The organism is Pseudorhodobacter turbinis (assembly GCF_005234135.1).
Taxonomy (GTDB): Bacteria; Pseudomonadota; Alphaproteobacteria; order Rhodobacterales; family Rhodobacteraceae; genus Pseudorhodobacter; species Pseudorhodobacter turbinis.
Map to the genome: position 1 here is coordinate 1373266 of NZ_CP039965.1, position 14552 is coordinate 1387817.

The window sequence follows — 14552 nt, forward strand, 5'->3', positions numbered from 1 at the left end:
AACAATTTCTTTAGTTATTGCGGGTACTGGCATTTATACGGGAAATTATTCCATAATAGGGTCTGATAGCAAATAACAGGCGCCTGAAATGTCAAAGCTTCCATCGGATCAAAACCAAACCGCCATTGGGCGGCATGTTGCGTTTGTCGGCGCAGGCCCCGGTGATCCGGAGCTGCTGACGCGCAAGGCGCATAACGCGCTGCTGGCGGCGGATGTGGTGATCTATGACCGGCTGGTATCTCGGCCCATTCTGGATTTGTGCCGCGCCGGGGCCATTATGGTTCCGGTGGGAAAAGAGGGTTTTGGCCCGTCGAAATCCCAACAAGAAATCAATGCGCTTTTGGTTGCACATGCGCAAAACGGCGTGTGTGTGGTGCGGCTGAAGGGCGGTGATCCGACAGTCTTTGGGCGGCTTGATGAGGAAATCGACGCGCTAGAACCCGAAGGCATCACCTGGGACATTGTGCCCGGGATTACCGCAGCCTCGGCCAGTGTGGCCGCTATCGGGCAAAGCCTGACCAAACGCGGCCGCAATCAGGCTGTGCGCTATATGACCGCACATGACATGCAGGGTTTTGCCGAACATGACTGGCATACCTTGGCGCGTGAGGGCGAGGTGGCGGCGGTCTATATGGGCAAACGCGCGGCGCGGTTTGTTCAAGGCCGTATGTTGATGCATGGCGCATCGCCTGCCACGCCCGTCAGCATCGTTGAGAATGCATCTCGCCCCGATCAACGCATCATTTCCTCGACTCTGGCGCGGTTGGAGGCGGATTTGGCCAAGGCCGGATTATCCGGTCCGGCGCTGATGTTTCTGGGGCTTGCTCCCCGCGCGGCACAGATGGAATTGCAAGAGGGAATAGCACTATGAAACCCCAGATTATCACAGCCAATGCGCTTGTTGAGGGCGATGTCGTCTATCTTGCAGCCGATAACTGTTGGGCGCGGCGGCTGCAGGATGCGCAGGTGTTCGATGATCCCGATGTTGCACAGGCAGCGCTTGCCGCAGCCCATGCGCGCGACCATGAGGTTGTGGGCGTCTATCTGGCCGATGTCCGGCTAGAGGGCGGCTTGCCACAGCCCACCCATTTTCGCGAGGCCTTCCGCCAGACAGGCCCGTCCAACAAGTTTCACGGAAAGCAAGCCGATGTATCATTATAACGACTTTGACAAAGCCTTCCTCGTTCATCGCAATGCCCAGTTTCGCGCACAGGTCGCGCGGCGCTTGTCGGGGGAGCTGACCGAGGATGAGTTTAAGCCCCTGCGCTTGATGAATGGCGTCTATTTGCAATTGCACGCCTATATGCTGCGGGTGGCGATCCCTTACGGCACACTCAATAGTGCCAAGATACGCAAGCTGGCCTATCTGGCAGAACGCTGGGACAAGGGTTACGGCCATTTCACCACGCGCCAGAACATCCAGTTCAACTGGCCAAAGCTGAACGATATCCCCGATATGCTTGATGCCTTGGGAGAGGTCGGGCTGCACGCGATCCAGACCTCGGGCAACACTATCCGCAACGTCACCGCCGATCATTTTGCCGGTGCCGCCGCGGATGAGCTGGCCGACCCCCGCCCCGTGGCCGAGCTGATCCGCCAGTGGAGCACGGACCATCCCGAATTCCAGTTTATGCCGCGCAAGTTCAAGATCGCGATCACCGGATCGCCCAATGACCGCGCGGTGACGCGGGCGCATGATATCGGCCTGCGCATGGTGGAACGGGATGGCGAGATCGGGTTTGAGGTGATCGTGGGCGGGGGGCTGGGCCGCACGCCGATGATCGGTAAGGTGATCACGCCGTTCCTGACGCAGGCGGATTTGCTGCCCTATCTTGAGGCGATCGTTTCGGTCTGGAACCAGATCGGGCGGCGTGACAACAAGTATAAGGCGCGCATCAAGGTCACGGTGCATGAGCATGGCATCGATGAGATCCGCCGTCTTGTCGATGCACGCTTTGCCGAAATCCGGCCCAGCTTTGGCGGTATCGATCAGGTTGTTCTGGCAGAGATCACATCGCAATTTGCGCGGCCTGCACTGCGCACCGGTGGCGTCGATACCTTTACCGCAGCGCGGGCGGCAAACCCTGCGTTCCGGTCATGGTCCGATACCAACCTTGCGGCGCATGTGCAGCCCGACCATGCGATTGTGACGGTATCGCTCAAGGCGCATGGCGAAACCCCCGGCGATGCAAGTGCGGCCCAGATGCGCCTGCTGGCCGATCTGGCCGAACAATACGGCTATGACGAGCTGCGCATCAGCCATGAGCAGAATGTGATCCTGCCGCATGTGCATAAGGCCGACTTGCCAGAGGTCTATGCCCAGCTGGTAAGCGAAGGGCTGGCCACGGCGAATATCGGGCTGATTTCCGACATTATCGCCTGCCCCGGTATGGATTATTGCGCGCTGGCGACGGCCCGTTCCATCCCGGTTGCGCAACAGATCGCAGAACGCTTTGACGCGCTGAAGATTGAACATGACATCGGGCCGCTCAAGCTCAAAATCTCGGGCTGCATCAATGCTTGCGGGCATCACCACGTTGGCCATATCGGCATTTTGGGACTGGATCGGGCAGGGGTTGAAAACTACCAGATCACCCTTGGCGGCGACCACACCGAAGACGCCGCCCTTGGCGCGCGCACCGGTCCGGGCTTTGCCTATGATGAGATTGTGCCTGCGATTGAACGCTTGATTATGGCCTATCTTGATATGCGCGAAAGCCGCGATGAAACCTTCCTTGATGCTTACCGCCGCCTCGGCCTTGCCCCGTTCAAGGCAGCCCTTTACCAAGAGGTTCTGATCAATGCTGCAGAGTAACCTGTTAGAGCGCGCCACGCGTTTGAACACCCATTTCGCCGAGGCGCAGGCCATCAGCCTGCTGAAGGCCGCCTTGCGGGACGGGGAGTTCGGCAAAACCGCGCTTGTGTCCAGCTTTGGTGCCGAGGCGGCCGTGCTGTTGCATATGGTTTCTGAAATTGACCGCAACACGCCGGTTCTGTTTATCGATACCGAAATGCTCTTTGCGGAAACGATGAAATATCAACGGGATCTGGGCAATCTGCTGGGCCTGCGCGATGTGCGGGTGTTGCGCGCCGATGCGCTGGCGCTGGGTGTTGAGGATCCGGATGGCACGCTGCATCAATCCATGCCCGATGCCTGCTGTGCGCTGCGCAAAACCGCCCCTTTGGCACATGGGCTGGAGGGGTTTGATGCATGGATCAGCGGGCGCAAGCGGTATCAGGGCGGCAAACGTGAACAACTGTCCTTGCTGGAGGCCGAGGAAGGCACCGGCCGCATCAAGCTTAACCCGCTGGCGAATTGGACGCATGCCGATACGGCCGCCTATATTTCTGCGCATCAGTTGCCGCCGCATCCGCTGGTTGCCAGAGGCTATGCCTCTATCGGCTGCGCGCCATGCACCGTGCCGGCAAAGGGCCGCGAAGGCCGTTGGCAGGGCCAGAACAAAACCGAATGCGGCATTCATTTTGGCGCGGGCAAAGTTGTAAGATCAGGAGCAGGCGGATGAGCGTTCTTATCAGGGATAATGGGTTCTCGGCAGAGGATTGGGAAAACGGCTTTACCGACAACCCGCAAACCAACAGCGGCGACAGCGGGCCGGGGCTTGATCTGGCCGCCGATGCGGATTTGTCGGTGCTGCAAGGGCGGCTGGATGATTTCGGCCTGATCCGGGTGGATTTCGCCAGTTTTGCGGATGGTCGGGGGTTCACCCTTGCGCGGCAGTTGCGGCGCATGGGTTATACCAAACGGCTGCGCGCGCGTGGCCCGCTTATCGCGGATCAATACGCCATGGCGCGGCGGTCGGGCTTTGATGAGGTCGAGATCCCCAAGGAACAGGCCGAACGCCAGCCCGAGCAAAGCTGGCTTTTCCGTGCTGATTGGCAGGCCAATGATTACCAGTCCCGCCTTAGGGGGTAGGCATTCTGTTTCCTGAAAGGTTTGCAGATTCGCGCGCCACATCATAGACAGGCGCAAAGCAGCCCGCAGATGGAGATAGCATAGCATGACACTTACGAGAGAAGATATTGGTGTCTGGCTTGTCAATCTTCCGCGCGCGACAGAGCGGCGGCGCAAAATGGACGCGCAATTGCAACAGCTTGATTTGCCCTATGCGGTCTTTGACGGCGTAGATGGCAAGGCGCGCGAGGACGAGCTGCGCGCGCTGATGGACCTGCCCGCCTTTGAGCGTAACCTTGGCCGTAAAGTGCTGTGGGGCGGGATTGGCTGTTACGCCTCGCATCTGGGGGTGTGGAAAGAATTTCTGGCCTCGGGCAAGCCTGCTGCGTTGATATTGGAAGATGACGTTGTTTTCCATGATGATTTTCTGTCCGCGGTCGATCTTGCGCTGGCGAATGACCACGCTTGGGATATGCTGAAGCTGAACAAGATCCGCGCCAAAGGGCCTGTTGTGCAGGGCAAGCTGGGGGATTACCGGGTGAACGCCTATCTGGGGCCTGCGACAGGGACGGGGGCCTATTTGATTACCCGCGCCACGGTCGAAAAACTGCTGCCTGCGATGGTACCGATCACGCGGGCCACGGATCATGAGATCAACCGCTTTTTCCGGCATGACTTCCGCTTGTTCGGGCTGGAGCCCTTCCCCAGCCATGTCGATGACGGGGGGCATAGCTTTATCACGGGCACCGCCTCGGGCGATGTGGTCAAGTTCAAATGGTACAAGCGTTTGCCCCACTATTGGTTGCGCGCCAGCAATTATTTCCGCCGGGCATGGTGGCTGTTGAAAAAGGGCTATCTTTTGCCGCAGGCAAAGCGTGATCTAAGCCGCCGCCCTTAATCTCGCGATCTGCGGATGGAAGTAGAGAGCAAGATGAAGAAAAGAACGAAAGTGCTGCGCGAGCTGAAGCCGGCTCGGGAGAGTGCTTTTGGCCATATCGCCCGGATTCCGGAATATTTTGCGCAGCGCAAACGTGACAGGTCCTTTGGCGCGGACCTATGCGAATATGCGGGCGGTTTGGCGTATCAGCCAAAACTGGCGCTGTTTTTGATATGGCAGCCGAAAGGGGTGGCTGATTAAATTCTGGCGACCTGTCGGCACCTGCACGCGCGCGGGTATGCGCCGCTGGTTGTGTCCAAAAGCGCCCTGAGCGAAGCCGACCGTGCGCGCTTGTTGCCGCTGGTTTGGCGTCTGGTCGAAAGGCCGAACCTCGGCCATGATTTCGGCGGCTACCGTGACGGTATCATGCTGTTATAGAAACATAATTTTGAACCCGAGCGGTTGGTCATATTGAACGACAGCATCTGGTTTCCACTGCAAGAAGACTGTGACTTGCTGGCGCGACTGGAAACGGCGTCTGGCAATGACGGGTTTTCAGGGGCCGCATGGATGGAAAAGCCGGGGCGTGCGCATCGTGCCCATTTCCAATCCTATTTCTTGATGTTTGGCGCCCGCGCGCTTGGCCATCCGGCGTTTCAGGCATTCTGGCGGCGGTATCCGGTCTCTTCCCGCCGCGCGTCGGTTTTGCAGCATGGAGAGAAGGGCCTGTCACGGGCAATGTCGCAAGCGGGGCTGACGGCACCTGCCCTTTTGTCGCCAGAATTGATGATGCGGAATGCGGAGCAGGCGTCGGAAGCTGATCTTTGCCGGATCTTTGATTACGCAGCCCTGACCGATCCTGATATGATCGCCGAGCGTGACCGGATCTTGCAGGCGAACATGACGAAAACCTCTCGCTCCACCCTGTTGCGATTGATTGAACGCAGCGCAATGAATGGCCATTTTGTAGAAACCCACCCTTATTTGGCAGCGAGGGTGCTTGGCTTTCACTTTTTGAAGAAACGTAAAGATACGACTGGCATTGAGGGGCGCAGGCAGGTGCTGCGCGCCCTTCACGCGGGGGATATGCCGACCCCGCAAGCGGTTATGCTGGATGAGATCACGGCCCGCGACCGGCGAAATATCCCCGCCGATACCAATTCACAGTAGCTCCAGACCACCTTGCATGCCTTTTGGCTGTGCCGAGAGGCATTGGTAGCCTCGGAAAATCGATTTCATAATTATCATTATTAACCTTCAGCAAGCCGTAGCGGCACATTCTATACTGGGTTGCGACAATTCCCCTATCTTGCTGTAAAGCAATGAGAATGAAGATGGCCCATACCGAGCTAGATTTGCGTGAGAGACGTGCGATTGAAGACATGTTGAACGCGAAAGTACCGGTGAGCAAGATCGCTGTTGAGATTGGCAGGCACCGCTCGACTGTCTTTCGTGAGGTTCAACGGAACAAATTTATTGATGAAGAACTGCCGAATCTAAATGGTTATTACGGGGTGACTGCGCAGAGGTCCGCCGTAAATCGTCGCGCGCGGGGTCGTAAACTCGTGCGGTTTTTTGATCTGCGGCAGCACGTGATCGCGCAGCTGAAGGTGGCTGGTCACCTGAAAAGATCGCAGGTCGCTTACAGCTCGATGGTCAATCTCTGCGCGTCAGTCACGAGACGATCTACGCCTGTGTTTACAGTCCAGATGGCCAGTCTGACAAACTGGCGCCACTTGCCGCACCGGCGCAAAAAAACGGCACCCACGGTGTAGACGCGCACCGTGTGGCCGTGTTTTTCCGCCTGATCGGTCAATCCATAAACGCCCAGACTACGTTAAGCCACGTGAGACATTCGGCGAATGGGAAGGCGATTTGATAATCTTTGAGCGTGCGCAAGGCAAGACGAACGTTGCCTCACTGGTCGAGCGCAAGACGCGGTTTTCCGTCCTGTTCCGCAACAACGATCGCAGCACGACGCATCTGATAAACAAGCTGATGAGCGTAGTGGAGCCCCTTCCCCAATCGGCCCGCAAATCCATCACCTTTGATCGTGGAATTGAGTTCCGGAACTGGCGCAAACTCAAACCTGGGATAGGAACTGAGGATTGGTTTCGCGATCCACAAGCACCGTGGCTGAAAGGTTCAGTGGAGAACTTAAACAAACGTGCCCGGCGCTATTTTCCCAGAGATGCGCCTGTGGCCGCGCTCTCAAATCGAGAAATGAACTGGAACGGCACGCCCTGAAAGTGTCTGGGATGGCGCACCCCAACTGAAGCATTCAGGGAAGAACTGATGAAACTGAGATAGCGGAAAACCGTCGCAATCACCCTTGAGAAACCATGCGTTTCGTCACTTCTCCCGCATATCTGCTATGGGAAATAGGTTTGTTCTTATGTCCGACTTTATCAATTCGGTGGTTGCCTTCCTGCGAAAAACCAGTAGCACCTATGCGGGTGCTCACCATCAGCACGGACCACCTCTTTTCGTTTACAGCAGGACCAAAAGGATTGTTCTGCATGTATCGGCTTGTCCGCCTTTGAGATCGCTTAAAGGGAATGGCATCCCAAAATTTTTATCTGCCCGACCGTTTGGAGCGCGCTATGACCATCACCCATCTTATTACACATTCCGGCGGTTTCCATGCGGACGAATTGCTGTCTTCTGTCGTGCTCACACGTTTGTTCCCTCAGGCGGATTTGCTGCGCAGTCGAGACCGGCAATTGCTTACGCCCGGCGCTGACAAGATCATCTATGATGTGGGCGGGGCCTATGATCTCGCAGCGCAAATCTTTGACCACCACCAACGCCCCGGTCCCCTGCGTGAAGACGAGCAGCCCTTCAGCTCTTTCGGCTTGATCTGGGCCCATTACGGGCGGGACTATCTGACGGCGATGGAGGTGCCTGCGGATCAAATCGCGGCTATCCACCACAAGTTCGACAAGAATTTTGTGCTGCCGATTGACCTGCTCGACAATGGCGCGATGGAGCCCTCGGTTGCGGGCCCGCTATCGATCCTGACCCTGCCCACACTTTTGGGAAGCCTGAAGCCGGTTTTTGACGATACATCGCCAACCGCCAACGATGACGCGTTTTTCAAGGCCTTGCCAATCGCGCGGCATTTTGTCGAAGCGCAGATCCGCAATCTGGCAGCAAAAGCCCGTGCAGTTGGTATCGTAGAAGCGGCCATCGCCAAGGCTGGCACCTCGCCCATACTGGAGCTGCCTATGGGCATGCCGTACCGCTCCGTTCTCGATCAAGCAGAGGCAGATCACATCTTGTTCGTGGTTCATCCGCGGGGCGATGACTGGACGCTGGGGGGTATCAAACTTTCAGGCGACACGTTTGATCAACGCGCAGATTTGCCCGCGGCTTGGGCCGGGTTGACGGATGCAGAACTCGAAGAGGCAAGCGGCGTGCAGGGGGCAAAGTTCTGCCATAACGCCCGGTTCATCGCCGTCGCCACAACGCGCGAGGCGATCCTGAAAATGGCAGAGATCGCCGTGCGGGAATGCCAGTAAGGGCTGATTTCAGACCCTGGCCTAAAGGCTTTGACCGAGAGAGTTCCCCCGCTTTTTGCGTTTGCCGATTGCTTTGCAAAACCCTTATCCATGTCGGCGGCCCTGCGACGGGGTTGCCGACGCTTGGACAAATCCACACGGTATTGCCAAGTTGTTCGGTCGTTATGAACAGGTTAAACTGATCCTATGAGCACCCCAAACAATATGCCGCGCCTAAAGGGCTTCCGCTATCCGCGTGAGATCATTGCGTACGCCGTCTGGGCGTACTACCGGCTAGCCCTGAGCACGGCTGATGTTGAAGACCTGTTGGCAGCGCGGGGCGTTATTGTCAGCCGGGAAACGGTCCGGCTGTGGGTCAATCGTTTTGGTTGCCACTTTGCAGATTGCATCCGCCGGGGTCGACCGCGACCGAACGACAAGTGGCACATGGATGAAGTCGTAATCACGATCCGTGGCAAGAGGCACTGGCTGTGGCGCGCAATCGACGCAAATGGCGATATTCTTGTACAAACGCGTCGGAATGCTAAAGCGGCGAAGCGGTTTTTCCAACGATTGGTTGCCCGGTTCGGCGAACCAAGGGTCATCATCACTGACAAATTGCGCAGCTACATCAAGCCGATCAAAAATGCTGGCCCCGGGCGCTGACCACCGCGCCCACAAAGGCCTCAACAATGCGATCGAAGCGTCGCACCGGCCGACCCGCAAACGGGAGAAGATATTCGGGCGGTTCAAATCCCACCGACAAACTCAGAGTTTTCTGTCTGCGCATGACCAAATCAACCTGATTTTCCGTCCCCGCCGCTATCAACTCACCGCAATCTCATACCGCCACGCCCGCAGCGATGCGTTCAGCCTCTGGGCCGATTACACCGCCGAATTGGCGGCATAGCCCTGCCCTTTTTAATGCTTCACAAGTGATCGACAACAACTTGGCAATACCCTCCGGTCTTCTGGTTGACACCAGTCGGAACTTGCATAGAAGATCAACAAGTGCGCCCACGTAATTCAACTGGATAGAATGTCCGACTTTTAATCGATTGGTCAAGCCTAAGTTTCGCTTTGAAATAAAGGCGTTTAGCAAGTAGTAAAATATTGCGGACTGTTTTACAGACTGCTTTCAGCGGCTCCGTAGCTCAACTGGATAGAGCAAGGACCTTCTAAGTCCGAGGTTGAGGGTTCGATTCCTTCCGGGGCCGCCAACATCTAAACTTAACAACTGTCGTTCGGCATCGAAAGACCGACTTTTCGACAAAAGTTGGTTTTTGTGAATTGTTGAACGTTTGTGAGCATTCGCAGACGCATCTTTGGTCAACGGAAGCCTGATACGAACAGTGGTGCCACGTCGACGCGCAACCAGATCGAGCCGAAATCCTGCCCCTCAGGAGAAAACGGCTTTGCTTTATGCGCCTTAATGATCGCTGATGCTCTGTTCCTGCTGACGTCGAACTCAGCTGCAATAGTCGTCAGGGTCAAAAATTGTCGATGAAATGCAGAAATGTCCTGATCGTTCATCCGAAGTTGTTTCCTCTGCGTCTTGGGGTTTATGATTTCAGTGGCGGGCACATAACCTGCCTCAACCAATGCAAGGAAACGACGACCGTCCCGTAGACCAATAGATCGTCCGAAAGCCGCTGCGGAAATCGTATCCGACAACTCCGTAAATTGAGGCGCGACCGAAGCCCTCCCCGCCACAATCGTATCTACTTCGGCCTTTAAGACGGCAAAACCATTGTATCCGGCAACAACATCTGAACGGGCGATCTTCAATGCTCCAGAGCGCACCAACCTGATAATGGTTCCTACGTCTAGACCTCTTCGCCGCCGAGCTTCTTGGAGTGTCTCCCAGCTGTGCCCATTTTCTGGCATGGGAATTGCAAGTGCAGAAAGTTCTTCAACCAAACCAACGCCGTCTGAAATGCGCCATCTTGCAATAATCTTCGGCGCTCGTGTCCGGGGCATCAAAATACCCCCTTCTTCCAAGGAGATGAGAGCAGCCTTCGTTGCGCCCATAGCTGTCTGCATTTCACCTGGCCCCACCAATGATGGTATTTCTGCGAGGAGGTCAGCGTGTTGGATGGCGTCAAAAACCTTGCGGCTATAGGGACGCTGATCCTCTTTGGCCAGAACGCCTGCCTCTGTCAGCATGGCGTCCAGACCTGCAGGCCACAGATCGACCTCCCGAGCGGCTGTGGCCACAGAATGTAAACGGCGCTCCTTGACTTTCTCTCCCAATAGAATGTCGCCTGATGCATACGGCCAATGAGAAAGAATACACTCTCGCAGTATGCCCCTGAAGACTGCGAATGCATCATCCGTAACGAAGTCACGAGACATCTTACGGAACAAATCTCCAAATGCTTTTGCCGGCTCATCCAATGGCCCTGATGCACGGGCGGCAAGTCGATCAAGTGCCTCCTTAAATGCGGCTTCTCCATCTTTAAGCGCTTCAAAGCCATCGCCCAACGCGCGCCTATGCTGCTCATCCGCCGGAAGGGTTTTGTCATATTTGAATTTTGCGAGTTCGGTTCCCAGTAGCCGCGAGACAGTGGTTGCCGAATATAGTGACTGACCCGCAAGCCATGTAGTATCCCCGCGATGTTCAAGCCGAGCATCCAGCCATAGGTCGTATGCCGAAGCATCTTCTCTTGGACGATCAAAAGCACCTTGGATCAAATCGTCTTCGATTTCTTTCAAACGCGCGCCGACATCATAGCGATCTGGAAGCCGATCGACCCGCCAAAGGCTCACCAACGGATGTTGATGCTTGAGGCACAAGGTTGCCTCTCGCAACTGCCAGTCACCGCGCATCGCCATAGCTTCAAGTGAGTCACCGTCATGTGTTTCTGCATCCTGACGAAGACAAATGGGGCACCCGCGGATTACCGGATTTCGGAGTGCTCGTGACCCGAAAACCTCCCCTCGAAACTGCATCTGAACGTTCCCGACTCGTTCACCGTAAGCGGTGCATGGGCCGGTGAAAATCGCATTTTTGCGGTGTTCCCAATGCTATTCCGTATTCAGGAACAGTCCCTTTCTTCGCGCAAGCAATCTGATTCGGCGAATTGATTTCGGTCGAAAATTGGGCTTGGCAATTCCATTTGCACTTTGAGCCTCATTACGAGCGGGGCATTGTATTCTTGCGGTTGAAGAGTGCCTCGACTGCGACATAACGTGGGCAGGTTGCTGAGATACGGACGTGCATGACGTCATGTTCCCTTCCGGTGTCTCCGCTGATGTTCCCAAAGCAATGGAAGATACTACATGCCCAACGAAGTCGACAAAGCGAAGAAGAAGAAGACAAGGCGGCGGGGAAATACTTTGGAGAATTGGGAGGTCGGGATCGTAAAGGCCATGATCGAACGCGGCGGTCCGGCTACCAACGATCAGGATATCCTTGCGTATTTCACTCGACCGACAAGATCGATCAACCATCGCCTCATCAGCGAAATCCGCACCGGGGTCAAGCACAAGGTCATCAAGCCGGTATCAGATGACGATTTGGACGCATTTATATCGACTTGGCCCGATATCGATCACCAGACCGGCTTAAGTATCCGAGGCGACGAGCTCCTGATAAAGGCACGCGAAGCGATGATTGCGGCTGTCCAGACTTTCAATTCGGCAGGGCTTACTTTTCGCGCTGAACTGTTCATCGTGACCGCTGTTATCGCCTGGACATACCTCTTACATGCATGGTTCCGGCGCGAAGGGATCGACTATCGGTATCCCGGTCAAAAGACGAAAGAAGGGGCAGATAAATTCTGGGAAGCCGGTCATTGCCTCAGGCATGACAAGTGTCCCGTAAAAGGTGGCGCCGCGAAGAACCTTCAATTCCTGATCGAGATCCGCCATGAAATAGAGCACCGGTCAACAAACAGGATTGACGATGCTTTGGGGGCAAAGCTTCAGGCCTGCGCTCTGAATTTCAATGAACTCCTTAAGAATGAATTCGGCGTGCAGTATGGTCTCGAGAAGCGGCTACCTCTTGCGCTTCAGTTTGTTTCCTTTGGCGCTGAACAGAAAACCGTCCTCAAACATGCATCTAGTCTTCCGAAACACATTGAAGCCGCGATTGACGCTTTCGAGCATGGACTGAATGATGAGCAATTGAAGGATCCCGCTTATCGAATGACGTATGGCTTTATTCCCATGGCGTCGAAGAAACCTGGAGCCGCGGATACAGCGGTCCAGGTAATCAGCCCAGGAAGCGACATTGCGGGCGAGATCGAAAAGATCATATTCAAGGAAGTGAACAGAGAGAGATATCCGCCCGGCAAGGTGGTTGAAAAAGTTCAGGCTGCTGACTTCCCAGAGTTTCGAGTGCATGACCACACGCAACTCTGGAAAAAGCTCAATGCAAAGACGATTGGCAAGGGCTATGGATGCATTGGCGATTACGGGAACTGGGTCTGGTTTGATCGATGGGTGGATCGAGTGATGGAACACTGCGAGATAGAGGGCGACCGGTATCGGTAAAGCTGATGCTACCTGTCACTTGATTGCTCCAGACAAAGTCTTCGCAATTCAAACTCACCCATGCCTTTCGGCCGGGATCCTGCACTGGAACCCGGCAATTTGAGATTGCTTCTGATCCGGCCGTTCCCAGCCGGATCCGTTGGTGTTAGTTTTCGATGTGTCCGTTCGGACAGTGCCAAGGCATCAGCAAGCTGTAGTCAATCTCGCCGCGGGTGCGTTCGATTTCACCCACAACCCAATTCACATAGCTGCGGGCGTTAATCTTGTTCAAACGTGCGCTTTCGATCAGTGAATAGTAGATCGCCCAAACATCTGCCGCCTCGTGAGTCCCAGCAAAAAGCGAGTTCTTCTTCGTCAACGCGATTCCACGGATGCAGCGTTCTACAGGATTATTATCGATCTCCAGCTTTCCGTCAAAAATGAAATGCCGCAGGCTGTCGAATGCCTTCAACGTGTAATTGATCGCCGTCCTCAATCCGCCATGCGCTTCATCGCGGTTCTCCAACAACTCAGAGTGAAGCTGATCGAGGATCGGAAGGCTATATTTCTGACGCAGGGCCTCACGGTCGGCTGGCGGCAGGCCATGGGCCGCCTTTTCGACAGCATACATCTTCCGGAACATTTGGACGGCGCGATGTGCCAGTGGGCTGCCAGTGGCAAGCGAGGTTTCGAAGAATTTACGGCGCGCATGTGCCAAACACCGCACCGACGTCAGGCCGTCATTCGGTAATCGCCCCCTTTTTAAAGAGGCAATTGTATGCGGCGTAGCCATCAGTCTGCAGGAAACGCAACGACGCGCCGTCGAGAATACCTTCGGCCACCGCCCCAGCACGTGAATGCGCATAATGATAGACCACCGCGGGCTGTGCGTCCGGGTTCCAGCGACGTTCATCGCGACAGGTTGCCCAAATATATCCGATATCGCACTTACCCTTGCCGGGATTCAGGACCGAGATTGGCGTTTCGTCCATGTGTGCCACATAACCGGCGTTTACATGTGACTGAAGCGCATCTCTCAAGGGTGCCAGGTATTTTGAAAGGTGGGCGATGTTTCTGGCAATGGCCTGACGGCTCAAATTTACATTGCAGTTCATCAAGCGGCGCTCCATGCGAAACGACGGAATATGCTCGAAGAACTTTTGACAAGCTGCTTCCGCGGCGAATTCGGGTTCGATACCTCGCCCCCTCATAATAAAGCTCTGTGACTTTGCAGCTATTGGCTTGTTCTCTTTGCACAAACCCCGATTACACGCGCAGGTATGATAGACATCCTTTACCAAAACCACATGTTCGGGAATTATCCGGAGTCTTCCAACGCGCTCTTCGCGCTTAATTGATTTGAGCGGATGCCCGCAGCCGCAGGTCATTTCTTCGGGATAATGGTGCTCGATGATCGTTTCAATATCAGCTGGCAGCTTCCTTGCCCTTTTACCCTTCGGCTCGTCTTTCGGTTCTTCGTCCTCCTCATAAAGTGCAAATCGCGGGTCTTCGTCATCCAGCAACGTCTTTTCTTTCTCCGAACTTTTGTCGAAGAGCTCCTGCCTGAGAACCGCCAACTGTTCTTTGGTCCTGCGCAACTCACTTTTAAGGTGCGTGATTTTCTGCTTGGCGGTCCGAACGCCGCTTTCAGATTCTGAGAACATGGCCAGGATGCCGCTGATCCGATTTCCAACGGCCGTCTTGGCCGATGTCGGGCAATCCGGGACTTCATTGAAGGCAGAAAGTATGGTAATCGCCCCCTTTTTAACGGGGTGCATCTGTAGAA

13 protein-coding genes, 1 tRNA gene and 3 pseudogenes are annotated in these 14552 nt (G+C 55.4%); 14 read left to right on the plus strand and 3 right to left on the minus strand.

What is annotated here, in order from left to right; genetic code table 11:
• Nucleotides 1–130: 130 nt before the first annotated feature.
• The 13 genes and pseudogenes from cobA to EOK75_RS19120 all read left to right on the plus strand — a co-directional run.
• Nucleotides 131–871: pseudogene (gene cobA, locus EOK75_RS19065) on the plus strand (uroporphyrinogen-III C-methyltransferase); the annotation flags it as partial.
• A complete protein-coding gene (locus tag EOK75_RS19070) occupies nucleotides 868–1161 on the plus strand; it encodes a DUF2849 domain-containing protein (protein WP_137195593.1) in 294 nt (97 codons plus the stop codon). The pseudogene cobA and the gene EOK75_RS19070, both read left to right, overlap by 4 nt.
• Nucleotides 1148–2815 carry a nitrite/sulfite reductase gene (locus tag EOK75_RS19075; RefSeq protein ID WP_137195594.1) on the plus strand — a complete coding sequence of 556 codons (1668 nt, stop codon included), beginning with the start codon at nucleotides 1148–1150 and terminating at the stop codon, nucleotides 2813–2815. The genes EOK75_RS19070 and EOK75_RS19075 overlap by 14 nt, the downstream gene beginning before the upstream one ends.
• Nucleotides 2802–3524 carry a phosphoadenylyl-sulfate reductase gene (locus tag EOK75_RS19080; protein ID WP_137195595.1) on the plus strand — a complete coding sequence of 241 codons (723 nt, stop codon included), beginning with the start codon at nucleotides 2802–2804 and terminating at the stop codon, nucleotides 3522–3524. Before EOK75_RS19075 ends, EOK75_RS19080 begins: the two co-directional genes overlap by 14 nt.
• Nucleotides 3521–3934, plus strand: coding sequence for a DUF934 domain-containing protein (locus EOK75_RS19085; protein ID WP_137195596.1), 414 nt, complete (start codon nucleotides 3521–3523; stop codon nucleotides 3932–3934). Before EOK75_RS19080 ends, EOK75_RS19085 begins: the two co-directional genes overlap by 4 nt.
• 85 nt (nucleotides 3935–4019) lie before the next feature.
• The gene (locus EOK75_RS19090; protein ID WP_137195597.1) at nucleotides 4020–4811 is read left to right on the plus strand and encodes a glycosyltransferase family 25 protein; all 792 of its coding nucleotides are present in this window, start codon (nucleotides 4020–4022) and stop codon (nucleotides 4809–4811) included.
• A gap of 15 nt (nucleotides 4812–4826) precedes the next feature.
• The gene (locus EOK75_RS19095) at nucleotides 4827–5051 is read left to right on the plus strand and encodes a hypothetical protein (protein ID WP_137195598.1); all 225 of its coding nucleotides are present in this window, start codon (nucleotides 4827–4829) and stop codon (nucleotides 5049–5051) included.
• Between the two features lie 51 nt (nucleotides 5052–5102).
• Complete coding sequence (locus EOK75_RS21950; protein ID WP_476705439.1) at nucleotides 5103–5228, plus strand: rhamnan synthesis F family protein; 126 nt, start codon at nucleotides 5103–5105, stop codon at nucleotides 5226–5228.
• A gap of 33 nt (nucleotides 5229–5261) precedes the next feature.
• Nucleotides 5262–5960, plus strand: a complete 699-nt coding sequence (locus tag EOK75_RS19100) for a DUF429 domain-containing protein (protein WP_137195599.1) — start codon at nucleotides 5262–5264, stop codon at nucleotides 5958–5960.
• Between the two features lie 164 nt (nucleotides 5961–6124).
• Nucleotides 6125–7100: pseudogene (locus tag EOK75_RS19105) on the plus strand (IS30 family transposase).
• Between the two features lie 293 nt (nucleotides 7101–7393).
• A complete protein-coding gene (locus tag EOK75_RS19110) occupies nucleotides 7394–8311 on the plus strand; it encodes an MYG1 family protein (protein ID WP_137195875.1) in 918 nt (305 codons plus the stop codon).
• 186 nt (nucleotides 8312–8497) lie between these two features.
• Nucleotides 8498–9200 (plus strand): annotated as a pseudogene (locus EOK75_RS19115) (IS6 family transposase).
• 233 nt (nucleotides 9201–9433) lie between these two features.
• Nucleotides 9434–9510, plus strand: a tRNA-Arg gene (locus tag EOK75_RS19120).
• A gap of 109 nt (nucleotides 9511–9619) precedes the next feature.
• Here the strand turns inward: EOK75_RS19120 and EOK75_RS19125 are convergent.
• Entirely contained in the window at nucleotides 9620–11293 is a 1674-nt protein-coding gene (locus tag EOK75_RS19125) for a TniQ family protein (RefSeq protein ID WP_276612547.1), read from the minus strand.
• Nucleotides 11294–11572: 279 nt separating this feature from the next.
• Here EOK75_RS19125 and EOK75_RS19130 point away from each other — a divergent pair, with 279 nt between their 5' ends.
• Nucleotides 11573–12787, plus strand: a complete 1215-nt coding sequence (locus EOK75_RS19130; RefSeq protein ID WP_137195601.1) for a DUF3644 domain-containing protein — start codon at nucleotides 11573–11575, stop codon at nucleotides 12785–12787.
• A gap of 145 nt (nucleotides 12788–12932) precedes the next feature.
• Here the strand turns inward: EOK75_RS19130 and EOK75_RS21610 are convergent, their stop codons facing one another.
• Both EOK75_RS21610 and EOK75_RS21615 read right to left on the minus strand, forming a co-directional pair.
• Nucleotides 12933–13484 carry an IS66 family transposase gene (locus EOK75_RS21610; RefSeq protein ID WP_168199303.1) on the minus strand — a complete coding sequence of 184 codons (552 nt, stop codon included), beginning with the start codon at nucleotides 13482–13484 and terminating at the stop codon, nucleotides 12933–12935.
• 22 nt (nucleotides 13485–13506) lie between these two features.
• On the minus strand, nucleotides 13507–14544 hold the full coding sequence (locus tag EOK75_RS21615; RefSeq protein WP_137195603.1) for an IS66 family transposase: 1038 nt from the start codon (nucleotides 14542–14544) through the stop codon (nucleotides 13507–13509).
• Nucleotides 14545–14552: the final 8 nt, after the last annotated feature.